This is a genomic window from Paenibacillus sp. S28, from assembly GCF_016624415.1.
Lineage (GTDB): Bacteria > Bacillota > Bacilli > Paenibacillales > Paenibacillaceae > Paenibacillus_AQ > Paenibacillus_AQ favisporus.
On record NZ_JACVTM010000013.1, the window covers coordinates 41,764 to 66,582 of the forward strand.

Consider the following 24,819-nt stretch of genomic DNA (forward strand, 5'->3'; position numbering starts at 1 on the left):
GTATCGACAGGCGTCGAAGTTCAACCTACATGCATACCTCAACCATCTTGTATTCCTTGTCGCTCAGTCGGTCCAGATGCGGGATGATAAACCGGTTGCCGTCCACATCCACGATCAGCAGCCGGTTTGCGGTCATCAGCTTGACGCTCCCGCCGCCGCCGCGAACCGTAAAGCGGCAGCGCCCCGATGTGGTTTCCGCATCCCAATACGAATATCCGAACTCCTCTTTGACGGAGAGAACCTTCGAGATTTCGGGGGCAAAATACCGCAGCTCCACCTGCTCCTCCAGCATCCGCTGCGTTTTCTCCGGGAACTCGTCCAGGGAACGGATCATCCCGATCTCCTCATTCTCGACGGTTCGGATCGATAAGTAGATCCGCTTATTCGTATGCGGAAAAGAGCAGTGCACGTACACTCCGACATGCTCCTTGCCCCCCGCCTTCACGTTCAGCATATGGCCTTCCGTCAGGGTAAACACCGTATCGTCCGGGGACAAATAACGGATTTGTGCCGCCTCCGCGAGGCCGGGGCTGGTCCCGCCGTCCTCGGGCCTTAGAATCTCGCTAACACTCACATCCTTAAGCGTCATGCCGTAATCACCTCATTCATCTTCAGCGCATCGTCATGCTTTTTGACCAGGTCGTAATAAGCCCCTTCCTTCACCAGCAGCTGTTCATGCGTCCCTTCCTCCACGATCTTGCCTTGCTCCAGCACGACCAGATAGTCGGCGTTTCTTAGCGTGGACAAGCGGTGCGCAATCGCAATCGTCGTTCTTCCCTTGATCAGCGTATCGAGCGCCTCCTGGATTTGCAGCTCGGTCTTCGTATCGAGCGAGGCGGTGGCCTCATCCAGAATCAGTATTTTCGGATTGTGCAAAATGGCCCGGGCAATGCTGAGCCGCTGCTTCTCGCCCCCGGACAGGTTATGCCCCCCGGTACCGACAATGGTATCGTAACCGTCCGGCAGCTTCTCAATGAAGTCATGTGCGCCGGCCACTTTGGCAGCGTGAATCAGGTCGGCCAAGGTGCAGTCCGGATCGGCATAGGCGATATTTTCAGCGATGCTTCCGGACATGACATAGACGTCTTGCGATACGATGCCGATATGCGTCCGGAGGGACGCCATGGACACATCCTTGATCGGGATGCCGTCGATCCGGATCTCTCCTTCATTGACGTCATACAGCCTCGGAATCAGGTTAACCAGCGTCGATTTCCCGGCCCCCGAGTGCCCGACGACGCCAATCATTTGACCGGGCCTTGCATGCAGCGACACCCCTTTCAGGATCGCCTTGTTCGGCTCGTAGCCGAAGGTGACGTTCGATATGCGGATTTCGCCCTGCATTTCCTTAAGCTGCATCGCATTCGGCTTTTCCACCACGTCGGGCACCGCATCATGGATTTCAAAAATCCGCTGCGCCGCGGACATACAGTAGGACCACCAGTTCATAATATTGTTCATAAACTGGATCGGACCGTACAGCAGGAGCATGTAGTTCATGAAGGTCATGACTTTACCGAACGTAAAATCCCCCTGCATGACCTTCCAGCCGCCAAAGGCCCAAATGAGAATGCCGCCAATTTGCGTCAGGATGTTCAATACCGGAAACAAGGTCACGCCCATTTTGTTAAAAGACTGCTCCGCATCGGAAAAAGCCCCGCTGGCCCGCTGGAAACGGGTATTCTCCATCTGCTCCTTCCCGAACGCCTTCACCACCCGCGTGCCGCGGATCGTGTCGCTGATGATGGCATTCATCGCGCTGACCCGCTTATGCCGCCTGATGGACAGCCTCCACAGTTTGGGAAATACTTTGCGGACGAGCAGGAACACGAAGGGGAGAGGAAGCAGGCACAGCAGGGTCAGCTTCCAATCCATGATCAGCAGCACGGTAACGATCCCGATGATGTTCATGGCGTTGACCACAAAATACGAAATACCGTCGACGAAAAAATACTGCAGCTCGGTCGCATCATTGTTGATGCGGGTCATCAGCTGCCCCGTCTGCTTCTTCTCAAAGAAGCTTAGAGAGAGCCTCTGCATGGCGTGAAACACGCTCGATTTCAGGTCAAAGGCGATATTCGCAGCCATCTTGGCGTTGATGACGCCGAAAATGACCCCAAACAGCAGCGACAGCGTCCGAAATACGATGATGAGCCCGATGACCAGCCCGATTTGACCTGCGAATGTGCCTTTGCCGCCCAATGCCTGGTCGAACAGCAGCGTACCTTGAAAATAAGGAATGACCAATCCCGCCGCCGAGTTCAGCAGCATAAACAGCACGATCCAGAACATCGAAACTTTATACTTGCCCGCAAAGGACAGCAGCCTGCCGAAGACGGCGTGCTTCTTCATGCATTTGGGGCAAACTTGGCGCCCCTCTTCGGGGTAGATCATGCCGCATTTCGGGCATGTGGCCCGTTCCTGGTCGTCCCGCAGCTCTTCCGGACCGAGCTCTTCGCTTTTCTTCAGCTTCTCGAAAATTTTGGCCAGCCTGGCTGCGCTCCGCATGCCGCCATTCGTGAACGCGGCAACGGCCCTCTCCTCCGGTGCCTTGATGACGACCATGCCGGAGGCTACCAGATTGACGATGCTCAGCGATTCGATGTCCCGAATCTTCAGCGCCTCCAGCTCCCAGTGGGCCTCTTGTTCCGGAGAAAGCCCTTTCAACGGGGTGTTTGCCGCATACCCGCTGTATGTCTTCTCCCGCGCTGGCGCCTGGTCATGGGACAAGATCAAGAGCTCCTCACGGGTCAAAAGTACATACGTATCCCTGAACCCGTTCTCCAGGGCCCGGTCGCACAGCAGCCAGCAGAGCACGCTTTCACTTGCCACGCCGTGCTGCGCCAGTGCGTTCATGATTGCCTTTGGAAGTGTATCCATGAGTCCTCCAAATTCTGTTGTCTTTTCAGTTGTCTTATTAGGTACGAAATATCATACACCCTTTGCCTCTCCCAAGAAAGGGAAAATTTACTTAATACAAAAATATTACACACTGAACATTGGGCAACACCAGCTCCCTTCGGTTTACACGATTGCTAAATTCCCCATACTATCGGGAGTTTGCACCCGTTTTGATCCAGATCCTTTAGCGCAGGCCTATTGAGCACATCCATTTCTATAAGCTAAAAAGGCCCCCCTCCGCCGCAGCCCGGCAGGAAGGAAGCCTTTTTATCCTAATATATACTTATTCAGCCGCTATGCTGAATATTACTTCGTTGCGTTTTTCCAGTCAGCAGCAAATTTCTCGATGCCTTGATCCGTCAGCGGGTGTTTTACCAGTTGAGCGATGACGCTGAATGGAACAGTAGCAATATGCGCACCGGCCATCGCTACGCGGGTTACGTGGTCTGGATGGCGAACCGAAGCAGCGATGATTTGAGTGTCCAGGTTATGAACGCGGAACAGCTCAGCGATTTTGGCCACGAGCAGCACGCCGTCTTCTGAGATGTCGTCCAGGCGGCCCAGGAATGGGGATACGTACGTTGCGCCTGCACGTGCAGCCAACAGAGCCTGGTTCACGGTGAAGATCAGGGTTACGTTCGTTTTTACGCCTTTTTTCGTCAGGTAACGGCAAGCTTCAAGACCAGCCAGCGTCATTGGCAGCTTGATCGTGATGTTTTTGTCTCCGCCGTTGATTTTGATCAGTTCATCGGCTTGTGCGATCATATCTTCCGCAGTTTCCGCATCCGGAGTTACTTCTGCTGATACGGATTCCACTTCAGGAACAGCCTTCAAAATTTCTTCAATGCGGTCTTCGAACTTCACGCCTTCTTTGGCAACCAGAGAAGGGTTTGTCGTCACGCCGGAAAGAACGCCGATTTTATATGCTTTTTTAATGTCGTCCAGGTTTGCAGTGTCGATGAAAAATTTCATGATTTCACAACCTCCACTTATTTTTTTTATATAAGTTGAACCATTAAAATGGATGATGGGGCAAGTACGTAAAATGTTCCTACGATCGCTCTTGTTTTCGGATTTCTTGATAGTACAGAGCCCACTTAAGGTAGAAATCCGAAAGCCAAATACGACCGCTTCGCTTCTTCGGAATCCTTTTACTCCCTTGCCTGCATCCTATTCATTAGTTCAACTTATTTATTAGAATTAGTTCTTAACTACAGCATGGCCGCCAAATTCGTTACGCAGCGCGGCAACTACTTTACCTGTGAACGTATCGTTCTCCAGGGAACGGTAACGCATCAGCAGGGACAGAGCGATAACCGGTGTAGCGGTCTGCAGGTCAAGAGCGGTTTCCACAGTCCATTTACCTTCGCCGGAAGATTGCATAATTCCTTTAATTTCGTCCAAGTTCGCGTCTTTGGCAAAGGCTTTTTCCGTCAATTCCATCAGCCAGGAACGAATAACGGAGCCGTTGTTCCATACGCGGGCCACTTTTTCGTAGTCAAAATCGAAGTCGCTCTTCTCCAACACTTCAAAGCCTTCGCCGATGGCAGCCATAAAGCCGTATTCGACGCCGTTATGCACCATTTTCAGGAAGTGGCCGCTGCCGGATTTGCCGGCATACAGATAGCCGTTCTCTACAGCGGTGTCCTTGAAGATCGGTTCAACGATGTCCCATGCTTCCTGATCTCCGCCGACCATGTAGCAAGCGCCGTTACGAGCGCCTTCCATACCGCCGGAAGTACCTACGTCGAGGTAGCTTACGCCGAATTCCTTCATTTGATTATATCTTTCAATCGACTCTTTGTAGTGCGAGTTGCCGGCTTCGATCACGATGTCGCCTTTGGACAACAGTGGTTTCAGCTCGTCAAGAACCGAGTCTACAACGGAGTGAGGCACCATGATCCACACGATTCTTGGCGTTTCCAGCTTGGACACAAGCTCTTTGATGCTTGCAGCGCCTTCGGCGCCTTTGCTCTTCATGTCTTCAACAGCGGCTGTGTTCAAATCGAATGCAACGACGCTGTGGTTATGATCCATCAAATTTTGTCCCAAATTCAAACCCATTTTGCCTAATCCAATCAATCCGACTTTCATTATAATTCCCTCCACACCATGCATTTTCTCTATTTTTGTTTATTGAAACCTTTACCAGTATGGTTTACAACCTGGATCAAGATTGACCCACAAGTACCTTTTCTTCTTCTTTCACAACTTCAGGCTCTGTATCCAGCCACCATTTGAAGCCGTCCTCAGCCAGCAGCTGGTCAGACGCTTCAGGTCCGTTCGAACCTGCAGGATACTGATGAAGCGGAACGCTGTCCTCCTCGAATGCATCCAGAATCGGCTGCACGTACTGCCAGGACAATTCGACTTCATCCCAATGGGCAAAGAACGTGGAATCCCCGCGAACCGCATCGAAAATCAGGTTTTCGTATGCTTCCGGTACGTCCTTTCCATTTTCATGGAAGTGAATGCGCATCGGCTCCAGCTTGGAATCGTTCCGAGGATTCTTTTTGTTCAATTGCATAAAGATGCCTTCGTTCGGATTGATTTCAATCACGAGAAGATTCGGATCGTTGGTGGTATTTTGTCCCTTCAACGGCTCCTTAAATTCAATGACGATCCGCGTAGATTTTTCCTTCATTCTCTTGCCTGTGCGAATGTAGAACGGAACGTCGCTCCAGAAGTAGTTATCGATCCAGAGGCGCGTAGCGATAAACGTATCGTTCTTCGAGCCCGCAGGGACGCCAGGCTCATCAAGATAACCGGGAACCGGCTTCCCTTGCATTTGACCGGCGGCATATTGGCCGCGAATCACGTTCTTCGCGATATCTTCCTTCTGCAGCGGACGAAGGGACTGCATGACGTTCTTCTTCTTCATACGGACTTCGTTCGCATCGCCTCTGCCTGGAAGACGCATACTAACCATCATCAGCACTTGCAGCAAATGGTTCTGAACCATATCGCGGATTGCGCCCGAGTTGTCGTAGTATCCGGCTCTTTCTTCCACGCCGACGGTCTCACTTGCCGTAATTTGGACGTTGGCAATGTGATGGTTGGACCACAGCGCTTTGAGAATCGGGTTAGAAGACTCGAGGATTTCCAGGTTTTGCACCATCGGCTTACCGAGGTAATGGTCGATGCGGTACACTTCGCTTTCATCAAACGCTTTGCTGAGCTGCTCGTTCAAATGGCGCGCAGACTGCAGGTCGTGTCCGAAAGGCTTTTCGATAATCAGACGTTTCCATCCGCTTGTCGAACCAAGTCCGCTGTCTTTAATATTTAAGGCGATCACGTCAAAAAACTCCGGCGCCACTGAGAGATAAAACATGCGATTCTGAGGAATGTTCAATTCCTGTTCACGCGACTCTACTAGGCTCCGCAGCTTATGGTAATCCTCCACTTGATTGGCATCAAGGACGGTATACCGGATCGTTTGGAGAAAAGCTTCCAAAGCGGCCGGATCGTTTACGGTTCTTCTTGAAAAAGTATGCAGCGATTTCGCTACGTTTTGCTGAAAATCTGCACTAGATTGTTCTCTGCGGCCCAAGGCGATAATCGAGAACGCTTCAGGCATCTTTTTATCTATAAACAGATTGTAGAGTGCAGGGTATATTTTTCTCTTTGCCAGGTCCCCTGTTCCTCCAAACAAGACAAATGTCATGTTGTCCACGTATGACTCCTCCATTCCATTCCCACCAAAAACCATGCGCATGCTGGCAGATAAATCCGTTGCAACAAGGTTACTTTTAATAACCTGTTGAAATTCACATTGGCAATCATAAACCCATTTAAGCGATTAGTCAACAGATTCTTGTCCAAATTATGAACGGAAATAAAATCCCTTTGATGACAGCGCTTTCTATGATATTATAATGGCAATGTATGACCATTGACGGCTGGATTTGGGAATCTTTTGGAATCCTTACAGAGATCATAACTTGTTAATATTAAGTAACCAGTGCACACAGGGGGGGTCAGCACTATGGATGAGAAACGCGCCAGGCTTTTATGCGAAAAGGTCGAGCTCGCACACCAGATTACGGGAAAAAAGTGGGTCAGCCTGATTGTTCATACCCTAATGGAGGAACCAAAGCGTTTTAGCGAAATTCATGCATACATCCCTGATCTCAGCAAACGCATGCTCAACGAACGCATTAAAGAGCTGGAGGATAACGGTATCATTATCCGCAATGTCATTACCGAGCGGCCGATCCGTACGGAGTATTCTCTGACGCGAAAGGGAACCGAACTCGGCAGAGCGCTTCAAGCCGTTGAAGAATGGGCCGAGAAATGGTTCTAACCCGAGCCGGTATCATCATGTCTTATCATTTGCGAAAAGGAAAAAGATCAACCCCACCGGAGTTGATCTTTTTTAGATATTAAATGGCCGTTGTCACCGATAGAATGTTCATTCTAATCTGGTTGGAACAAAGCCGTACAGTTTTGTTTATACATGACATGCCGCATGTGTTGAACAGGGAGATCGATTTTTACAAAAATGTCTTTCGCATCGTCTCCAAGTATTCCTCAATCGGCACGGACTGTCTGAGCCGCATCAATTCATGGGCCGCATTCCCCACGAGCGTACGGAACTGCTTGTTCTTGCCGGTGGCCAGATCCGAAATGACATCCACGATCGTTTGAGGATCATCCGCGTCGGCCCCCTCCGGCTGTTCTAATCGCTTCTTCAGCTGGGCCGTGAGCTCATCGTAGTCGTGAATGTCGGGACTCGTGCTCCAGACCATATTGTTCATAAAGTTGTTCCCCGATGATCCTCCCTGCTCCACAAGCCTCAGTTCGATATTCAGCGGTTTCAGTTCGTAATAGAGGCCTTCCGTCAGTCCCTCAAGGGCAAACTTGGACATGTTATACAAGGAGCCCAGCGGAACCGCGCTCGTTACGCCCATGAAGGAGCTGATATTGATGAACATCCCTCCCCCGTTCGCCCGAAAATGCGGCAGCAACGCCCGGATCACATTAATCGGTCCCCGTGTGTTTACGGCAAACTGCCAGTCAATCGCCTCTTCTTCCGCCAGCTCAAGCGCCCCGTAAGTGCCCATCCCGGCGTTGTTTACGACGATGTTGATAGCGCCGAAGGCATCGATCGCCTGCTTCGCGGCGGTTTGAACCTGGTCTACATCCGTCACATCCATTTTGAACAGTTGAATGTTGCTGTATGCCGTCAGTTCCGTTTCTTTTTCCGGCGTGCGCATCGTCGCCGCTACATTCCAGCCCATTTTCGCAAAATGGATGGCCGTTAATTTGCCCAGACCCGAGCTGGTTCCGGTAATTAATATCGTTTTGCTCATTGTATAAGCTCCTTTTCTCCTCCATATCGAACGTTCACTCTAACAGGCTGGAAAAACCACACCTACGGTGCGGAGTTATTTGGCAACCGACTTCCAACAGGAGTTAATTACCGTCTGAATCACTTCATCCGTCAGCGTAAAATGCTTCTGCAAATGCCCTTTGACCAGGTAAGCCATCGTGCCGTAATGCATCTGCACCATCATGGCCGGCTCCTGCTCAATGAACAGCTGGTAATCGATCGCTTTGGCGTACAAAGCCGCCATCGGCTTACACCAGCCGCCATCATACGATTCCCGCTTGACAGCATCGTTAATATACGGGGAGAACGAATACTGTTCGATAAACTGAAAACCTTCCGGATGTGTAAGGCTGACCTGGAACACCTTCTCCCAGGCGCGGTTAAAACGGGTCCGGATCGGTTCCTTGGCGTCCATCCCTCGTGTAACATACTCTCCATTGTATAGAACGATCGCTCGATACAATTCGTTTATAATTTCTTCCTTACTTGAAAAATAATGATAAATGCTTCCGGTAGACACGCCCGATTCCTTGGCGATCAGCGCCATCGACGTCGCCTGCAGCTCTTTTTCGATAATAATGCGCAGCGTCGTTTCCAGCACTGCCTGTTGAACTTTGTTATATTTCTCAAACATGATCGGTTTAGCCTCCAGCCTGCTTTCGAAATTTGAATCACGATAGAACGTTCATTCTAATCTTAACGATCCCTGGTCGTCTTGTCAAGGGACACTCGGTCGGAGGATAGACGCCCTGCTCCAAACCCCATTATATATAGTAGGAAAAAAAGCCAACCCGGCATCATCCTCCGGATTGGCTTTAAAGAGCATAACTTGGAGAGCCCTTTTAGGCGTGGGCTTTCTCCTTCTGCCGAACGGTGTGCAGCGCCTCGCTCCAGGACACAAGCTGATCCAGCATGGCGTGAACCGCCGCTTCCTGATGGGCGCCAGGCTTCAGAACCGTGTAATTTTCAAAATCGGTATGCAGGGACAGCCCCACCTGTGCGCGAACATCAGCTACCATCAGCTCGCCAAGGATCAATCGAAGCGCCTCCGCTGCACGTGAGCCTCCGCCTCCGCCATAAGCCACAATGCCTGCCGCCTTGTTGTTCCATTCATGGTACAGGAAATCGATGGCGTTCTTCAGTGCTCCGGGTATGGATTTGTTGTATTCGGGAGTCACGAACACGAAGCCGTCAAACTCGGCGATTTTCTTCGACCATGCCACCGTATGTTCCTTGGAGTACTGCCCCATAATCGGGGACATCGGCTCATCAAACAGCGGCAGCCGGTAATCCGCGATATCGACCAGTTCAAATCTGGCGTCGCTCCGACTGCTTGCGATGTCATGCACCCAGCGGCCGATCGCCTCCCCGTTGCGTCCCGGTCTGGTACTCCCAATAATAATTCCAATATTCATCATGACTTAATAACTCCTTTCATTATTCAAAATAGATTAGTAGCTCATAAATAGATTAATAGTTCATTCATAGATTACAGTAAGTACTTACTGTCATTCATGGTGCACTTCATTCACAGGTACTCACTCACAGCCATCCCGTCACCCGTCTCTCGCCGCCCTGTTTATTCAATGGTTGCCCCGTAGGCAGCCTCAACCGTATAATAATCGCCTTCCGCCCCTTCGATCAGATCCTTGATCTTGTCGTAATGCGCTGAGAAATCCGCCTGTTTAAGCCAGGACTGGTGGGCCTCTACACTCTCGAACAATGCAATGGCTATGGCCCGGTCCCGATGGGATGCGCGCAGAAGTCGGCTCCCAAGCGCTCCGTTTACGGTGTCCTGTTCTGCAAAAGAACGCAGCTCCTCAGACTGAATCCGCATGAATTCGTCCAGCTTGCCCGGCTTCACTTGAAAGGTATTGACCCACACGACCGGTTTTCCGCCCATTTGATCATCTCCCATTTCCTTTCCTCCTTTGTTTTAAAAAATGCCAAGCTAATCATGACTGTCAGTGCTTACTGTCATTTATGGAACCATCTTATTCCAGAATATGCCGATTGTCAAGAGAACGAATCATCATTCCGTTGAAGGTCCATTGCCGACTGTATTCAGCGCTAAGTTTTGTACATTGTATAATGAAACCTATGTAAAGTTGCTCGCTTGTAATAATTATAGTATACATATGTATAGTGCTTTTTTTGATAGATAGAATGAATTAAAGTTTTGCATTGAACTTTCGGTCATAGCGGCCTAATAGAAGCCTAGAACATTCATTTCTTTAGTTCATTCTATATAGAACAGGATTGGAGGATGTTATGCAACCACGTTCCAAAAAAAAGAAGAAAATAAGCCGGCTCCGCAAGTGGATGCTCAGCATCACTGCAGTAATCGCGCTCCTGCTGATCGGAGTAGGCGGATTCCTTGGATTTTTGCATCATAAAGCGATATCAACCTTACATAAAATATCGGCTGCAGCGGAATATTACGCACCCCAGTCCCAGCAGCAGGAACAGGGGGAGGCCGTCAGCGAGCCGCCGGTTGAAAGCGTAACCGAGGCCGACATGAAGCCAATGACTTTTCTGCTCGCCGGAATCGACAACCGCGAAGGCAGCGGGGGAACGATCAATACCGATGTGATGATTTTGGGGGCGCTAAATCCTGAAAAGAAATCGGCAAGCTTAATATCCATCCCCCGGGATTTAAAAGTCAGCCAATCCCAACTGGGGACGCACAAAGCCAACTACTATTACGCCCATTACTATATCAAGGACAAAAAGGCGGCCATGGCCGACACGAAGGAGTTCTTTGGCGACTTGTTCCACATTCCGGTCGATTATATGGTTATGATCAACTTTGAAGGATTCCGGCAGATCATCGATGCTGTCGGCGGCGTCGATGTTGACGTCGACATGGACATGCGGTACAAAGATACGGCGGACGGCACGGATATCAATCTGCGCAAGGGTATGCAGCATCTGGACGGCAAACAGGCGCTCGACTTCGTCCGTTACCGGAAGTCCAACGACGGATCGTCGCCGTCTTCAGATTTCGACCGGAACCGGCGCCAGCAGCAGGTGCTGAACCAGGTCCTGGACAAGCTCACTTCATTTAAAGGCATCAGCCAATGGGGGCAAGTGCTGGACATTATCGGGGAACAGGTTCAGACGGACGTTCCCGCCAAGAATATGGAGCGGTGGCTCCTCAATTACAAAAAAATGAAACCGGACCAAATCCAGATGCAGACCGTCGAGGGCCAGTGGAAAAGCCCTTATGTGTATTGGAATGAGCAGCAGCTCAAAGAAGCACTGACCGTCTTGGCCGGTGAGCTGGACCAAAGGCCGAAGAGGCTGTCGACCCTCGGGAACCGTATCGGCCTATATTCCGGAGAGTAACTCAACCGCCTTTCCGGAAAGTAGGGATTGGGATCCGGCCCAAATTTGCGTGAGCACCCTTAGAGGGTGCTTTTTTATTTTCGATGCTTATCCAATATTGCGAAAGGGCGATGAATCCGGAATAGAAATTCTTCTAAGAGTATCGGCCTGGAAAATATCAAAGGGCCACTTGATCGTGGCCCTGGATGGTTAAGGGGTATTCGGCGCGGTTATTTGGCAGCCGACAGCTCGCTTCCCGTAACCCACATATGGTTTTTGACCGGATCGCCGCCCGTCGTTGGCTCATAATCCACCATATACACCGTCGTTTTCTCGGCGGAATCGATCGTCGCCTTGGCGCCCTTCATTCCCGGCATATGGTCCGCCTCCAGTACAACCTCGTCCCCCGGCTTGAACGGCTCGGCACCGGCGTTCTCGATCTCCTCGTGGATCACCCACTTGTGGTTCGTCACCTTGGGCCCCCCGGTCGTCGGCGTGTAGGAGACGGCATAGGCCGTCGTGTCATAGGCACCGACAATGGTAGCTTTGGCGCCCTTCATCCCCTTCATGTGGCCGGCCTCGATGATCGCCTGGCTTCCCACCTTGAAAGCTGGATTCGCCGCTTCTTTCAGCCCTGCGGGAACTTCCCCGGAACCGGAATGATGCATCTCGTCCATCTGATCCATGTTCATGTCCGAATCATCCGCTGCCTGCTCGTGCTGCGACGGGGTCACGGATGCCGGCTCCGACGCGGAGTCATTATTTTGGCACCCTCCCAGCACCAGCATGGCCGCGGCGATGAGTATAAGCCATTGTTTTTTCATCATGTCAGCACTCCTTTTCGTCTTCAGAATGACTGCCCCCTTCTAATATACCCTAGTACCCTATACTATAATCATGGACATTTCATGACATCCATTGTTCCCGATACATTCTCTTTTAAAACGTCGCTCACATGAGCAGCCGTTCAATCCGAAGATCCATGGGGAAATGACGAAAGAACCTCCTGTCGGACAGGGGCGCCATCCGGGAGTCAGTCCGGTGTTCCAACGCAAAACGCAAAAAGGCACGCCATCCTTTCGGATGACATGCCCGCATTACGAACTTATAAAAGACAAACCTAACGAGGTCAGATCTTCCCCTCCAAGTAAGACAAATATTCGAATGCCGTCGTGCCGTACACATGCTTGTAATGGCGGTTCAAATGGGCCAGATCCACAAACCCGCAGCTGCTCACCGCCAGGTAAATATCCCGGTGCTTTTCGATCAGCTGCCGGGCCCGCTCCAAGCGGCAATTCAGGAAGTACTGGTAGGGTGAGAGCCCGGTATTGGCTTTGAAAGCCCGGATGAACTGATACTTGGACATCCCGAACTCCCCACTGATTTCGTCCAGCCGAAGCACATGCTCCAGGTTCTCGTGGATCCGTTCCTTGGCTTTGCGGGTGAACGACGGGGCCTTGATGTCCATCGGCCGCAGAATGTCCTCCGAAAAGTGGCCCGCAACTCGAAACAGCAGCTCGCTGCATACAGCCTCGGATTGGCCGCCGGCAATGGCGGTGGACAGATCGAGAATGCTGCGCCGCAGCCCCGCGTCGTACACGATGGGGTCGGAGAAGCGGAGCACTTCCTTTTTCCCCAAAGCCTCCAGGAATTGATCCGGGTGAATGTAGAGCATGACATAATCGATGCCGGAGCGTTCCTGCGACCAGCCGTCATGCGTCTGCTCGGGATGAAACAGCATCACGCCGCTGCGGTGGGAGGACTGCAGGCTCCCTTCCAGGTCGTACTGCTGAACGCCGCGGAGGGTGACGCCAAGCGCGTACTCCTCGTGGCAGTGCTTTTTGTACGTAAAATCGGCAATGCTTGCCGACAGCGCGGTAATGCCCGCCGCCTGCTTATACTCGAACCGTTCCATCCTCCGCTCACCCCCTCGCGATGTCTGTGATCCCGGATACCATTACGGCCGAGTATACCAGAAGCAGGGCGAAAACGATATTCGAGATTTTTTGGTATTTTTGCAGAATGCCCTTGAGCAGCGTGCCGAACAGTCCCCAGGAAAAATAGGCGGCAACGCCGATCAGCGAGACCAATCCCACAAACAGGGCCAAGACCCAACCTGAAGAATAATAGGGCATGACGTAAATGGGAATGACGGTAATGGTGAACAGCACCACTTTCGGGTTCAGAAACTGCATCCAAAATCCCGACATAAAAGACGCCGTCTGCTTGGCCGCCGCCTTGGACACGTCCATGCGGTAAATCTGGTATGCCAGGTACAGAATGAACAAGCTGCCGGCGATCCTTAGAACCGTAAGAACGACGGGCATCCCCGTAACCAGCTCCCGGTTCACCACGACCGAAGCGGCCACCAGCAAAGAGTAAGCGATAGAAGCCCCGGTAATATATTTGGCCGCCTGCCTGAAGCCCTCCTGCCGGACCGCCGCCAAAATGACGATATTCGATGGCCCCGGCGTAAAGGTAACAATGACACAGTACAGCAGAAAAGAAGCAATGTTCATGTTGGATACTCCTCACACCGTCGTTTTTTAGCATTATAGGGTGCGGGGCGGGCAGGCGGATAGTACATTATTGCAGGGACTTCTTCAGCCGCTCTGCTGTGTTACTTCTGCACAATCTGGATAAGGTTGCCGCATGTATCGTCGAAGACGGCTAATGTAAGAGGGCCCATTTGGGTCGGCTCCATCGTAAACTTTACACCGTTTTCCAACAGCCGCTTATACTCTGTATGAATATCCTCCACACCAAACATCGCTGCCGGGATGCCATCAGCAAATATCTTCGTTTGATACTCTTTGGCAGCAGGATGGTTATTCGGTTCGAGCAAGAGCTCGGTGCCGTTCTGCTCGTCGGGAGAGACAAGCGTGATCCACCTGTATTCACCGACGGGAACGTCCTCCTTTTTGACAAACCCCAGCTTTTCCGAATAAAACTGAAGTGCCCGATCTTGGTCTGATACAAATATACTGGTCACAACGATTTTCATCCTTTGTGCCTCCTTTGAAATTGTGGTGTTGGTGCTCTCGTTACAATCGGCACCCTTACATTACTCTACCCATCCCTCCAGCAAATTTTCAAGAGGATCGTTGTTGAATAGATTTAGCCAATATAAAAAACCGCGCCGAGGCGCGGTTGGATGACAGCTGAACTATATGCTATTAAAGCTCTGCGGTCTGCAGCCGCTGTGCTTGGCCCGGGCGTTCGCCCTTGGCCAGCATCTGGTTGATCGTTCCGATGATGGCCGGCAGCTCGGCCAGCGTATCGATCGTAAAATCGGCCCCGTTCGCCAGGAACGCCCGTCTCGTGCGCTCGATCGCCTCGGCCCGCTCTGCCGCGGGCAAGCTGTCGTATACCTCCTGGCTTAAGCCCATCTCCGAGCTGCCGATGACGACGCCGACCGACCATACGCCGGCCTGCACGCCTTCCTGGATATCGGAGGCCGTATCGCCGGCCTTGACCACCTTCCAGGATGCGGACAGCTTCAGATGCTCCATGTTGCGGAAAATCATGTACGGATACGGTCTGCCGTAAGATCCCGTTTCGTCAGGGGTGACGAGATAGTCGGGATAGTACCCCTTTTCCCGTGCGCCCTGAGTGACGACGTCCATCATGGAGCGCGTATACCCTGTAGTCGAGCCGATCTTCAGTCCGTCTGCCCGCAGCGCTTCCACCGTCTCGATGACGCCAGGTATCGGAGCCGTATATTCGGACAGGGAGGCCATCAGCGCAGGCTCAAACGCGGCGTACAGCCGGTGTACGTCCTCTTCGCTGAAATCCCGTCCGTACTTGTCCTTCCAGAGAGCAGAAATTCTCTGCATGGACAGCATGGCGCGGATGTGGTCGATTTTGAGCATGCCCATCGGTGCTCTGGCTTCCTCCATCGTAACTTCAATACCAGCCTGGTTGAAAATATCGACAAAGACGTTCACCGGCGCAAAGCAGCCGAAGTCGACGGCCGTTCCGGCCCAATCCAAAATCACACCCTCGATCCGGTTCATCGCTTCATTCCTCCCATATATTCCTCGATTATACCGCACAACTGCTCGATGTCCTCCTCATAGATCTCCCCGATGTTGCCGATGCGGAACGTATCGACGTCCGTTAGCTTGCCGGGGTAGATGACGAAGCCCCTTTCTTTCACGTAGGCGTAAAAGTCGGCAAAACTGAAATGCTGCCCGTCAGGGAACAAAAACGTCGTAATGATCGGCGACTGCTTCGCTTCCTCGATATAGGCGTACAGCCCGATGCCGGCCAGCCGGTCGCGAAGCAGCCGGTTGTTCTGGCGGTAGCGTTCGAACCGGGCCTGGACGCCCCCCTCCTCCGCCAGCTCGTCAAGCGCCTTCGCAAAGGCCGCCACGACATGGGTGGGCGAGGTGAACCGCCATTTGCCGTCTTTGTCCATGCCCTTCCACTGGTCGTAGAGATCGAGCGACAGGCTGCGCGATGTGCCTTGGCATTCCTTCAGCTTCTCCAGCCTGGCAATGACAAACCCGAAGCCGGGTACACCTTGAATACATTTATTGGCGCTGCTGATCAAATAGTCGATACCGTGGCCCGGCACATCGATCGGAATGCCGCCGAAGCTGCTCATGGCGTCGATGATCAGCGTTTTGCCGTACGCTTGGGACAGCCCCGCTACGGTTTCGAGCGGATTCAAAATGCCCGTCGTCGTCTCGCAGTGAACCATCGCGATATGGGTAATGGAAGGATCGGCGTCAAGCAAGTCACGAAGATCCATTTCGTCGGGATGCTGGTCATAATCGATGCGATATTCCGCATAGTTCAAGCCGATATACCGCGCCATCTGGACGATCCGCTCGCCGTAAGCGCCGTTCGTGATGATCAGCACCTTGTCCTGGTCGGAAATGGCCGAGGTCATGACCGATTCGACCGCAAACGTGCCGCTACCCTGCATCAGCACGGCGGTGTATTCCGCGGGATCGGCGCCGGCGATGCCGAGCAATTGGGACCGGATCCGCTGCGTGATCGATTTATAGTCATCGTCCCAGGTGCAGCGGTCCAGGAGCATTTCCTCCTTAACCGTACGGGTCGTGGTCAGCGGTCCCGGGGTTAACAGCTTGTATTGGTTCATGGGTAAGTCACTCCCTGCGGTGTATTGGGTTCTTTCTTCGGTCGTCGTCATTTGTTATTTGGCATCGTTAAAAAACTTCTGATGCTCCTCAAGGAGCTCCACCGTCAGCGGTTTGGCGAACTTCATCGATTTGGCCGGCTTGTTGATGTCTTCCACCGTCTCACCTTGGTAGAGGGCGACCGGATAGTTCGTGATCAGGTCCTTGCGCGCATCCTTGATGATCGTCTCGGCCATTTTCATGGCGAGGTCGGTCGTGGCGTTCTTCTTATCGACCACCGCGATGGACTCGGTCAGCGAGAAGTTACCTTCCGACGAGTCGACATAATCGATTGGCGCGCCCGAAGCCTTAGCTTTGATCGCCTGGTGCCGCAGTCCGAAGCCTGCGGCAACTTCGCCGGCTTCGACCTTCTTGATCGGGCCGGAGCCAGAGCTCTCCAAATGCGGGCCGACGTTCGCGATCAGATCGTGCAGCACCTGTTTGCCTTCCTCTTCTCCGTACTGCGTGATGACGGCCTGCACGAGCAGCCAGCCGGTGGAGGAGTCCATAATGTTCGGAATCGATACCAGGCCTTTGTATTCAGGCTTCGTCAAATCCTTGATCGATGCCGGCTTCTCCAATCCTTTTTGCTTCAGTACCTCGGTATTCACGAAGATCGATCCGGTATTGGCCAGAATCGGCGTATAGTAGGAAGGGTAGGAATCCATGGCGTTGGTGGTAAAAGACAGGTCCTTGTACATGTGGTATTTGCTCTGCGAGCTGTCGATAAAATACGAGCTCATCGTGATGAGATCGGCCTCGATATCGCTGCCCTCCGCCATCAGCTTTCCGCCGAGCTCGGAAGTGCCGAGTGACTGCAGCACGTATTTGCCGTCGTAACCGGCATTTTTCAGCGCAGTCTCCATGGCGGCTACCGCTTCTTCATCGCCGTTGGTGTAGATGACGACCTTCTTGGATTCCTCCGCTTTACTGCTGCTGCATCCGACCAGGGCGAATACCAGGCTGATGGCGAGCAGGGTGAGCAGAAGGCCTTTGAACGTTTTGGACTTGGACATGGACATGGGTAAATTCCCTCGCTTCAAATAAAATAGTTACTAATTTGCTTTAGAGGCCGCTCCGGGTCCGAATCGGTTTTCCGATCGCTGCGCTTCTCCAAACGGATTTCGGCCCCTACGCTGGGCTTGGCGAAAAGAGTGAATGATAGTGAAAACAAATTCAAAGCCATGTCAATGCGAGTGTAGACTGTATTCATAGCTAGCCATGTAACCTTCCAGAGCGATACTAAGAAATCGTGAAACAGCTGCCATTAATCCCGCTAGGCGAAGAGCAAACCCTGGGCTCACCGCTGCACCGCCCTCCGTCTTTGCAATATTTCGCACAGCACCTTGATGATCAGGTTGGTTGCGAAGATCAGTATGGACAGCACGAAAATTTCATTAAACTTGGCAAAGTGCTGCAGCTCCTTGATTTTGCTCGCCACCACCGACGTCTGCGCCGATACCAGAAAGATGATACCGCTGATCGTCACCATCGCGTTGACGAAGAAGTATCCGAACATTTCGACCACCGTGGCGGCCGAATTCGGCAGCACCACCCGCCGGACAGTCCGCAGCCAGCTGTCCCCGAGCAGTTCCCCTGTCGTTTCCCAGGACGGGTTCATCCGGGAAAGGGCATTTTTAGCCATCAGGTACGGCGTCGTGAACAGATGGACGATGTTGCACAGCATCAGAATCGTAAACGTACCTTTCAGACTGCTCCCGTTCAGAAACAGCAGGTACGCAATCCCCAGTACCATGCCCGGCACCGTGTTGGTGATCATCGAGATGGTATCCGTGACTCCCCGCCACCGCAGGTTCGTGCGCACATTGAGCAGCGCTGCGGCATAAGCAGCCAGGGTGCCGAAGACGGACGTCAGCAGCGCGACCCACAGCGAATGCTTGTACACCCCTGTGAGATCTCCGGACTCCAGCACACTCGCCACATGCTTGAAGGTAAACGTAAGATCGTACGGGTATCCGTTCGTCCACGGCGCGATAAACATTACCGCAAAGATAGAAAGCATGCCGAGCACGACCACCAGGGAGAGGATCCCGAAGCTCGTATCCCGTATGCGGTGCTTGGGCAGCGGCGTATCGGCCATTTTATCGACGTGGAAATTGAGATTTTCCAGCGCCTGCAGCAGCCAGATGCCAAACACCGCCGGGATCAGCATGACGATCGCAACGACCGCCCCCTGGTTAAAATCCGGGATGGAGCCGAGCATCACCTGGTACAGCTGCCCTGCCACGACCTCGTAGGTGCCGCCGACCGACGCCGGAATCCCGAAATCGGTAAAGCTCAGGATAAACGACAGGATCAACGCACCGCCCAGCGCTCCCGCCATCGGCCGCAGCACCGTATTTTTGAAGCTGCGCAGCGTGCCGTCCCCCATCAACCTGGAGACGATGATAAACTTCCGGTCCACGTAGCGGAACGCATTGTGGATCAGCAGAAAGGCCGGCGGCAGCGTGTAAATGACATAGCCGAGCAGCAGTCCGTTGAATCCGTAAATTTCAAACCAGTTCCGTCCCGTAATCCGGGTGATCAGCCCCTGGTTGCCGAAGGAGTACATGATGGCGAATCCGTAGGTAATCGTGGGCAGGAGCATCGGGAGCGAAACCAACATTCTTACTACGCCCTTGATGGGCCGGTACACGTTGGTACAGTGAATACCATAAGCGAGAATAAAGCCGAGCACCGTCGTGATGAGTGCGGTCAGCGCCGATATTTTGACGCTGTTCAGAATGGAACGGGCCAGGTCCCGGTTGCTCCACACATCGATATAGTTTGCAAGCGTAAAGCCCTGGTCATTTTCCAAAGAGCGAATGAGCAGCACCACTAGCGGGATGAACAGAAACACGGCGAACAGCAGCACGATCAGGATGAAGATCACACGCATTTCAGGCTTGACTTTATGCATGGGCTGCACCAAAAAGCTGGTAAATGTTCTGCCGTTTGATCTGCAGCTGCCGGATGATAAACTGTTCCACGAAAGCATCCGCCGGCTGCTGGATGATGTCCTGCGGCGTGCCGTATTGGGCGATTTGACCCTGGTTGATGATCAGAATTTTGTCCGACAGGGTCAGCGCCTCTTCCGGATCGTGGGTCACAATGATCGTCGTAAGCTTGAACTCCCGCGCGATCGATTGAATCCGCTGCTTGATCGATTCCTTGATCACCCCGTCGAGGGCGCTGAGCGGCTCATCCAGCAGCAGGATTTTCGGCTTAGTGACCAGCGTTCGGGCCAAAGCCACCCGCTGCTTCTGGCCCCCGGACAGTTCGCTGATTCTTTTTTTCAGATGGGGCCCGAGCTCAAGAAAATCGATCGTTTCCTGAACCTCCTCCTTGCTGACTCCCTTCTTGTTGCGAAGCCCGTATACGATATTGTCGTAAGCGTTCAAATTCGGGAACAGGGCATAATCCTGAAACACGATATTGAAACCCCGCTTGTTCATGGGCACCCGGCTGATGTCGTTGCCATTAAACAGGATCTTGCCTTGATCCATATCGGTTAACCCGAGAATAATGCCGAGAAGGGTCGTCTTCCCACTTCCACTCGGACCGAGGAGCGATACAATTTCGCCCGTGTCGATCTCGAGACTGATGTCTTCCAAAACTACCTTTTCGTCGAATTGTTTACGAATATGCTGCAGCTTGAGCAGACGGCTCACCTCCCATAAACACAACCCCAGTATAAAAAGCGAATGTCAATCCAAATCGTCCATTGTGTAAAGCCGAAGTAAATTATGCATATGTTATTCATATGTTTTGACTAACTTCATCCTAAATCACCTTAATTTCTTCTCATATATACGTAAAAAAAGCGCCAAACCAGTACTTTGGAGTACCGATTCGGCGCTATGGCGTTTGACGGCAACGGCCCTTTTTTAGCTGGTGCAAGACCATGCAGTTTCGGGCAGGATGCTCAGGCAGAAACCTGGGGCTCCAAGGTATAAATGGTATTGAAGTTGCAAGGTGTAATCAGTACACTGGTATTGACTTAACTTGAATATCGAGGCTTCCACGTCATAAATACAGGTGAAAAACATGCTGCCATTAGAACGACAAAAGAAAATCATCGACCTGCTGAACGTCCGCAAGGTGCTGAAGATGAACGAGCTGACCGAAGAGCTGGACATCTCCGTAGACACGCTGCGCAGGGACATCAATGTGCTGGCCAATCAGGGGAAAATCGTCAAAATCTATGGCGGAATCAAGCTGGCCGAGCCCAAGTATGGCGAGCCTTCCATGGATGAGCGCATGATCGACCGCCTGGAGGAGAAGGAAACCATCGCCCGGAAATGCTGCGAATACATTCAGGACGGGGATTGCATTTATATCGACAGCGGCTCGACGACGTACCATATTGCCAAATACATCAAGGACAAGAAGAAGCTGACGGTCATTACCAACTCCATCCCGGTCATTACCGAGCTGATGAACACCGATATCGAGCTGATGATCATCGGGGGAAAAATCCGTAAGGACGAGCAGTCGGTCGTAACGTTTGAGTATATTTTCAACTTTCATGAACTGAACGTTCTCAAGGCGTTTATTTGCTGCAGCGGCATCACAACCGAACGGGGAATTTCCGATTACAATCTGGAGGAAGCGACCACGCGCAAAAAGATGATCGAGCTGTCCAAAGAGGTTTTCGTCGCCGCCGACAGCAGCAAATTCGGCCGGGACGTCACCATTGCGATCGCGCCGCTGGACAAAATCGATGCGATCGTGACAGACAACCTGGTGGACCGCAGTTATGCCGCCAAATTTAAAAAGACGCAGACGAAGCTTATTATTGCGGACGAATAGCGGAGCAACCGCCTAACGCAAAAGGACTTTCCCAGATCGGCTGACAAGCCGGGGAAAGTCCTTTTTTTACCGTAAAATTCGGAATGGATATCGTATATATTCAATCAATCAAGCGGTGCTGATACCACTTCTTGCCCATGAAACGCAGCAGGAAGACGGTGCCGCGCACGCCCCACTCACAGTTCATCGCCAGCCAGACGCCGACGATTCCCCAATGCAGCACAATGCCGAGCACATAGCCCAGGATGACCCGGAACAGCCACATCGACAGCATGGAGACCAGCGAGGTGAACTTGGAGTCCCCCGCGGCCCGCAGCGCCGACGGCATAATAAAGCTGATAGCCCAAAGCGGTACTTGCGCGATCAGGTTGATGAGCAGGACCGTGAAGATGTCCCCGACGATCTCTTTCGGCGGGTGGAACAGGCTGACCAGCGGATGGAACAAGGCCATCATGATCACACCCGTCAGCACGAAGGAGAAGGACGCCAGCCACAGGAACGTCTTGGTGAACTTGCGCGCGTCCTCCACGTTTCTCCGTCCGATGCACTGCCCCACTACCGTCACCAGCGTGAGCGAGAGAGCGTTCGCCGGAATTTGGGAGACGCCTGCCAGCGACCCGCTGATCGCATTGGTGGCAATGGCATAAGTGCCAAGGCCGACGATGAAGATCTGGGTCAGCATTTTACCGCCGTTAAAGAACATCTGCTCCGCTGCAAACGGGATGCCGATGTTAAAGATTTTGCGGAGCATCTTCAGGTTCACCTGAACGATGGACCGGAGCTGGAAATGCAGATCGGTGTCCCTTTTCACCAGAAAGTACAGCGCGCAGGCGGCCGCCAGGTACCGGGCGATGTTGATCGCGATCGTCATGCCAAGAACGCCCATGTGCAAAAGGTTGATAAACACCAAATTCAGCGCGACGTAGGTCAAGTTCATGAAAAGGGACAGCATGAGCGAAGCCCTCGATTTGCCGATCCCGCGCAGCGCGCCGCACACCGCTTCAGTAATGGCGATTCCCACAAAAGACACGCCACCTCCGAGCAGATACACTTTGGCATTGTCCATGACTTCCGGCGAAGCCGCTCCGAACAGCACGCTGAGCAGCGGTTGGTGGAACAAGACCAGGATCAGACTGAGAGCCAGCGCCAGAATCGCGCAGGCGGAGACGGTGCTGGACGCTGCTTTGGAAACCATCAGGTCGTTGCCGCTGCCCTTATACTGCGCGACGACGACCGTTCCGCCCGTCGACATGGCGATAAAGACGCTGACCAGAAAAATATTGAGCGAGTCGACCATATTGACGGCGCTGATGGCGGCGACTCCGGCCGAACTGATCATGGCGGCGTTGACCATGTTCAGCGAAATAATAAACGCCTGGTCGATCAGAATCGGAATGAACAGGGAAATAATCTGCCGGTAATCGATCGATTCACCGGTAAGATGTTTGTCTAGCAGGCGCTCGGTGTTCGCCTTAAACTTTAGCTGATACAAGGGATCACTTTCTTTTTGTCGGATTAGGCATCTGGCAGCATGCCCACGTTTTTATAAAATGAAAAAACCCTTCGGAAAGAAGAGTCGGCTTGCCAGGTATGCGGATCTAGGGGTCCACAAAGGACATAACGTCTTTAAAAAACGGCTCCTCAAGGGTCTGCCGCGTTAATCAATCATACATATCGTATAGCAGGTTGGCTTTTTTCCTCTGGTTGAGGTTATCACCGGGGGTGGCCCCTGTCAACGGTTAATTTCTGTGTTTTTTCAAAGGCATGAAAATATAGTTTATTCCGGTCCGTTTAAAAGGGATTTCGCGGGTCTGCAGCGAATACAATGGGGTTTTGAAACGAATAGGGATGGAGGATTCATCGATGCCTGTCCCCTCGTTTGTTAGGCATCGCTAACCGCTGGAGGTTCATTCACAAGGCGGTGGTTTTTTATTACATCACGTAAAAGAAAGGGGTGCCAAATGAAACGGAGTCGAATTAAGGTCAGCCAAATCGTGATCACTCTGATCTATCCCATGGCTTTCTTCTGCTTTTTGAGTCTCTATCAGCCGCTAGATTCGTGGACGATCCCTATTGCTGTTTTGATTCTATTCAGCTTGCTGTGGGAAAACCTGACCTATTTGCTGATCTCCAACCTATTAACCTGGGTGGTCGCGATCCCTTTATGGCTGGTTATCATGAAGCCGCAGGAAGAACAAACCTTCGCTATTTTCACGGCTTCCCTTCCGTTCATCATCCTGCTATACATCGGGTGCGTTCTCATCCCGGAAATGCTGATCGTCTCCGCAAAAAACGTCATCATAAAAGAGTTCAAACGCCGAAATACAACGAAGTAACGGCGGTAACCCCGACCACAGCCATAAGCGCAAAAAAGCCGCTGTACCCAGCGGCACTACGACACTTATGTATGCTAAATAGAACGACAAACCGGCTATTTGCTGTTTCTTAACCATTGAGATCCTGTGAACTCCCACTTTTCTTTACCGATGAAAAAACTGTAGTTGTTGTTTTTGTCTTTACTCCAGTGAAGGCTTTTGTCCGTTCCTTCACTTTGATTAAAGATAGGACTCCATTCAACTCCACCATCTATAGAAACGTAGAACAGGCTTTTCGATGATTCTGGTGATTCGTCCGTTTGAGTTGTCATCATAACACATATGTCTGTATTCAAAAAGTAAGGGAGAACGGCCTTTATGTTTGAGCTTTGTAACTCGTCTGGAACAGGCAGGTTAAGATCGAACCACGACTTACCTCCGTCGATTGACTTATAAGCCCCAACCTTACCTTCCGCTGGTGTATTCGTTACGATCCAGCCGGTATTTGCATCGGTAAATGTGAAGGACTCTGCCCCGCCAGGTATTGTGCTGCCTTCCTGGTCACTGCTTGTCACGATAGTCCACGTTTTACCTTGATCTGTGGATTGAGATAAAACCATTTTTACTGCAAACATGCCGATGGGTTCATACTGAGCCTTCCAAGTTATGTTTCCCGTAATGGCAGTTTCTTCTTTTGTTGACTGGGGATCTTGGCCCTGAGAATTCGTTTTTTCCGAATTAATAAATGTGGAAGAATTATTCGTATTTTCTTTAACGATGGAGTTACACGAACATCCTGTAAAAATTAGAGATAGCATGACGATTGAGATAAAATAAACAGCTCGCTTCATTAAGAACACCCCAATCCGGTTTTACTATATAGATGCCAAGTATACCCAGATTGTTTCTCTTAACAATAAAACAAGTGCACTATTACTTATTCAGGCTGTCGAGAACGATCTCGGCAGCCTGAGCCGCCGTCTCC

General features: G+C 51.9%; 24 protein-coding genes. 4 read left to right on the top strand and 20 right to left on the bottom strand.

Features of this window, described 5'->3' with window-relative positions:
• Window positions 1–25: 25 nt before the first annotated feature.
• The 5 genes from IAE55_RS25250 to zwf all read right to left on the bottom strand — a co-directional run bounded on the left by IAE55_RS25250 (window position 26) and on the right by zwf (window position 6,574).
• A complete protein-coding gene (locus tag IAE55_RS25250; RefSeq protein ID WP_200634222.1) occupies window positions 26–589 on the bottom strand; it encodes a DUF1854 domain-containing protein in 564 nt (187 codons plus the stop codon).
• Window positions 586–2,880, bottom strand: coding sequence for an ABC transporter ATP-binding protein (locus tag IAE55_RS25255; protein ID WP_200634223.1), 2,295 nt, complete (start codon window positions 2,878–2,880; stop codon window positions 586–588). The genes IAE55_RS25250 and IAE55_RS25255 overlap by 4 nt, the downstream gene beginning before the upstream one ends.
• Before the next feature lie 327 nt (window positions 2,881–3,207).
• Window positions 3,208–3,873, bottom strand: a complete 666-nt coding sequence (gene fsa / locus IAE55_RS25260) for a fructose-6-phosphate aldolase (protein WP_076173083.1) — start codon at window positions 3,871–3,873, stop codon at window positions 3,208–3,210.
• A 228-nt stretch (window positions 3,874–4,101) separates the two neighbouring features.
• Window positions 4,102–4,995: a phosphogluconate dehydrogenase (NAD(+)-dependent, decarboxylating) gene (gnd, locus tag IAE55_RS25265; protein ID WP_076173084.1), complete on the bottom strand. Its 894-nt coding sequence runs from the start codon at window positions 4,993–4,995 to the stop codon at window positions 4,102–4,104.
• A gap of 76 nt (window positions 4,996–5,071) precedes the next feature.
• Window positions 5,072–6,574: a glucose-6-phosphate dehydrogenase gene (gene zwf / locus IAE55_RS25270; RefSeq protein WP_200634224.1), complete on the bottom strand. Its 1,503-nt coding sequence runs from the start codon at window positions 6,572–6,574 to the stop codon at window positions 5,072–5,074.
• Window positions 6,575–6,886: 312 nt separating this feature from the next.
• Between zwf and IAE55_RS25275 the strand changes: the two genes are divergently transcribed.
• Window positions 6,887–7,204 (top strand): winged helix-turn-helix transcriptional regulator, encoded by a 318-nt coding sequence (locus IAE55_RS25275; RefSeq protein WP_076173085.1) that lies wholly within the window; start codon window positions 6,887–6,889, stop codon window positions 7,202–7,204.
• Between the two features lie 190 nt (window positions 7,205–7,394).
• Here IAE55_RS25275 and IAE55_RS25280 read toward each other — a convergent pair whose 3' ends face one another.
• From IAE55_RS25280 to IAE55_RS25295, 4 genes are all read right to left on the bottom strand, one after another.
• Window positions 7,395–8,213: an SDR family oxidoreductase gene (locus IAE55_RS25280; RefSeq protein WP_200634225.1), complete on the bottom strand. Its 819-nt coding sequence runs from the start codon at window positions 8,211–8,213 to the stop codon at window positions 7,395–7,397.
• A gap of 75 nt (window positions 8,214–8,288) precedes the next feature.
• Window positions 8,289–8,867: a TetR/AcrR family transcriptional regulator gene (locus tag IAE55_RS25285; RefSeq protein WP_116233032.1), complete on the bottom strand. Its 579-nt coding sequence runs from the start codon at window positions 8,865–8,867 to the stop codon at window positions 8,289–8,291.
• Window positions 8,868–9,075: 208 nt separating this feature from the next.
• Complete coding sequence (locus IAE55_RS25290) at window positions 9,076–9,651, bottom strand: NADPH-dependent FMN reductase (RefSeq protein WP_105445174.1); 576 nt, start codon at window positions 9,649–9,651, stop codon at window positions 9,076–9,078.
• A gap of 161 nt (window positions 9,652–9,812) precedes the next feature.
• The gene (locus IAE55_RS25295) at window positions 9,813–10,151 is read right to left on the bottom strand and encodes an antibiotic biosynthesis monooxygenase family protein (protein WP_186382023.1); all 339 of its coding nucleotides are present in this window, start codon (window positions 10,149–10,151) and stop codon (window positions 9,813–9,815) included.
• A 353-nt stretch (window positions 10,152–10,504) separates the two neighbouring features.
• On the opposite strand from IAE55_RS25295, the gene IAE55_RS25300 reads away from it, so the two are divergent.
• Complete coding sequence (locus IAE55_RS25300; RefSeq protein WP_234489855.1) at window positions 10,505–11,581, top strand: LCP family protein; 1,077 nt, start codon at window positions 10,505–10,507, stop codon at window positions 11,579–11,581.
• Window positions 11,582–11,790: 209 nt separating this feature from the next.
• On the opposite strand, the gene IAE55_RS25305 is transcribed toward IAE55_RS25300, so the two are convergent.
• The 9 genes from IAE55_RS25305 to IAE55_RS25345 form a co-directional block, all read right to left on the bottom strand.
• On the bottom strand, window positions 11,791–12,384 hold the full coding sequence (locus IAE55_RS25305) for a YdhK family protein (RefSeq protein ID WP_200634275.1): 594 nt from the start codon (window positions 12,382–12,384) through the stop codon (window positions 11,791–11,793).
• Window positions 12,385–12,689: 305 nt separating this feature from the next.
• Entirely contained in the window at window positions 12,690–13,475 is a 786-nt protein-coding gene (locus IAE55_RS25310) for an AraC family transcriptional regulator (RefSeq protein ID WP_200634226.1), read from the bottom strand.
• A 7-nt stretch (window positions 13,476–13,482) separates the two neighbouring features.
• A complete protein-coding gene (locus IAE55_RS25315) occupies window positions 13,483–14,079 on the bottom strand; it encodes a LysE family translocator (RefSeq protein WP_200634227.1) in 597 nt (198 codons plus the stop codon).
• A 101-nt stretch (window positions 14,080–14,180) separates the two neighbouring features.
• Window positions 14,181–14,564: a VOC family protein gene (locus IAE55_RS25320; RefSeq protein WP_152399593.1), complete on the bottom strand. Its 384-nt coding sequence runs from the start codon at window positions 14,562–14,564 to the stop codon at window positions 14,181–14,183.
• Window positions 14,565–14,736: 172 nt separating this feature from the next.
• The gene (gene phnX, locus IAE55_RS25325; RefSeq protein ID WP_200634228.1) at window positions 14,737–15,576 is read right to left on the bottom strand and encodes a phosphonoacetaldehyde hydrolase; all 840 of its coding nucleotides are present in this window, start codon (window positions 15,574–15,576) and stop codon (window positions 14,737–14,739) included.
• A complete protein-coding gene (phnW, locus tag IAE55_RS25330; RefSeq protein WP_200634229.1) occupies window positions 15,573–16,670 on the bottom strand; it encodes a 2-aminoethylphosphonate--pyruvate transaminase in 1,098 nt (365 codons plus the stop codon). Before phnW ends, phnX begins: the two co-directional genes overlap by 4 nt.
• 54 nt (window positions 16,671–16,724) lie before the next feature.
• Window positions 16,725–17,729, bottom strand: a complete 1,005-nt coding sequence (locus IAE55_RS25335) for an extracellular solute-binding protein (protein ID WP_234489856.1) — start codon at window positions 17,727–17,729, stop codon at window positions 16,725–16,727.
• A 278-nt stretch (window positions 17,730–18,007) separates the two neighbouring features.
• Complete coding sequence (locus IAE55_RS25340; protein ID WP_200634230.1) at window positions 18,008–19,627, bottom strand: ABC transporter permease; 1,620 nt, start codon at window positions 19,625–19,627, stop codon at window positions 18,008–18,010.
• Window positions 19,620–20,369, bottom strand: a complete 750-nt coding sequence (locus IAE55_RS25345) for an ABC transporter ATP-binding protein (RefSeq protein ID WP_105445251.1) — start codon at window positions 20,367–20,369, stop codon at window positions 19,620–19,622. The genes IAE55_RS25340 and IAE55_RS25345 overlap by 8 nt, the downstream gene beginning before the upstream one ends.
• Window positions 20,370–20,754: 385 nt before the next feature.
• Here IAE55_RS25345 and IAE55_RS25350 point away from each other — a divergent pair, with 385 nt between their 5' ends.
• Window positions 20,755–21,519, top strand: coding sequence for a DeoR/GlpR family DNA-binding transcription regulator (locus IAE55_RS25350; protein ID WP_145139070.1), 765 nt, complete (start codon window positions 20,755–20,757; stop codon window positions 21,517–21,519).
• Between the two features lie 100 nt (window positions 21,520–21,619).
• Here IAE55_RS25350 and IAE55_RS25355 read toward each other — a convergent pair whose 3' ends face one another.
• Complete coding sequence (locus IAE55_RS25355) at window positions 21,620–23,011, bottom strand: MATE family efflux transporter (RefSeq protein ID WP_145161895.1); 1,392 nt, start codon at window positions 23,009–23,011, stop codon at window positions 21,620–21,622.
• 469 nt (window positions 23,012–23,480) lie between these two features.
• On the opposite strand from IAE55_RS25355, the gene IAE55_RS25360 reads away from it, so the two are divergent.
• Window positions 23,481–23,855 carry a hypothetical protein gene (locus IAE55_RS25360; RefSeq protein ID WP_200634231.1) on the top strand — a complete coding sequence of 125 codons (375 nt, stop codon included), beginning with the start codon at window positions 23,481–23,483 and terminating at the stop codon, window positions 23,853–23,855.
• Between the two features lie 95 nt (window positions 23,856–23,950).
• Here IAE55_RS25360 and IAE55_RS25365 read toward each other — a convergent pair whose 3' ends face one another.
• Window positions 23,951–24,685 (bottom strand): WD40/YVTN/BNR-like repeat-containing protein, encoded by a 735-nt coding sequence (locus IAE55_RS25365; protein WP_200634232.1) that lies wholly within the window; start codon window positions 24,683–24,685, stop codon window positions 23,951–23,953.
• Window positions 24,686–24,819 lie beyond the last annotated feature (134 nt).

Excerpts from the sequence above, each read along its gene's own strand:
- phnW (WP_200634229.1), bottom strand. The coding sequence starts at position 16,670 with ATGAACCAATACAAGCTGTTAACCCCGGGACCGCTGACCACGACCCGT.
- IAE55_RS25290 (WP_105445174.1), bottom strand. The coding sequence starts at position 9,651 with ATGATGAATATTGGAATTATTATTGGGAGTACCAGACCGGGACGCAAC.
- IAE55_RS25285 (WP_116233032.1), bottom strand. The coding sequence starts at position 8,867 with ATGTTTGAGAAATATAACAAAGTTCAACAGGCAGTGCTGGAAACGACG.
- IAE55_RS25340 (WP_200634230.1), bottom strand. The coding sequence starts at position 19,627 with ATGCATAAAGTCAAGCCTGAAATGCGTGTGATCTTCATCCTGATCGTG.
- IAE55_RS25350 (WP_145139070.1), top strand. The coding sequence starts at position 20,755 with ATGCTGCCATTAGAACGACAAAAGAAAATCATCGACCTGCTGAACGTC.
- IAE55_RS25365 (WP_200634232.1), bottom strand. The coding sequence starts at position 24,685 with ATGAAGCGAGCTGTTTATTTTATCTCAATCGTCATGCTATCTCTAATT.
- IAE55_RS25315 (WP_200634227.1), bottom strand. The coding sequence starts at position 14,079 with ATGAACATTGCTTCTTTTCTGCTGTACTGTGTCATTGTTACCTTTACG.
- IAE55_RS25255 (WP_200634223.1), bottom strand. The coding sequence starts at position 2,880 with ATGGATACACTTCCAAAGGCAATCATGAACGCACTGGCGCAGCACGGC.
- IAE55_RS25295 (WP_186382023.1), bottom strand. The coding sequence starts at position 10,151 with ATGGGAGATGATCAAATGGGCGGAAAACCGGTCGTGTGGGTCAATACC.
- IAE55_RS25335 (WP_234489856.1), bottom strand. The coding sequence starts at position 17,729 with ATGTCCATGTCCAAGTCCAAAACGTTCAAAGGCCTTCTGCTCACCCTG.
- IAE55_RS25280 (WP_200634225.1), bottom strand. The coding sequence starts at position 8,213 with ATGAGCAAAACGATATTAATTACCGGAACCAGCTCGGGTCTGGGCAAA.
- gnd (WP_076173084.1), bottom strand. The coding sequence starts at position 4,995 with ATGAAAGTCGGATTGATTGGATTAGGCAAAATGGGTTTGAATTTGGGA.
- phnX (WP_200634228.1), bottom strand. The coding sequence starts at position 15,576 with ATGAACCGGATCGAGGGTGTGATTTTGGATTGGGCCGGAACGGCCGTC.
- IAE55_RS25310 (WP_200634226.1), bottom strand. The coding sequence starts at position 13,475 with ATGGAACGGTTCGAGTATAAGCAGGCGGCGGGCATTACCGCGCTGTCG.
- IAE55_RS25300 (WP_234489855.1), top strand. The coding sequence starts at position 10,505 with ATGCAACCACGTTCCAAAAAAAAGAAGAAAATAAGCCGGCTCCGCAAG.
- IAE55_RS25275 (WP_076173085.1), top strand. The coding sequence starts at position 6,887 with ATGGATGAGAAACGCGCCAGGCTTTTATGCGAAAAGGTCGAGCTCGCA.
- IAE55_RS25250 (WP_200634222.1), bottom strand. The coding sequence starts at position 589 with ATGACGCTTAAGGATGTGAGTGTTAGCGAGATTCTAAGGCCCGAGGAC.
- IAE55_RS25305 (WP_200634275.1), bottom strand. The coding sequence starts at position 12,384 with ATGAAAAAACAATGGCTTATACTCATCGCCGCGGCCATGCTGGTGCTG.
- IAE55_RS25320 (WP_152399593.1), bottom strand. The coding sequence starts at position 14,564 with ATGAAAATCGTTGTGACCAGTATATTTGTATCAGACCAAGATCGGGCA.
- IAE55_RS25360 (WP_200634231.1), top strand. The coding sequence starts at position 23,481 with ATGAAACGGAGTCGAATTAAGGTCAGCCAAATCGTGATCACTCTGATC.
- fsa (WP_076173083.1), bottom strand. The coding sequence starts at position 3,873 with ATGAAATTTTTCATCGACACTGCAAACCTGGACGACATTAAAAAAGCA.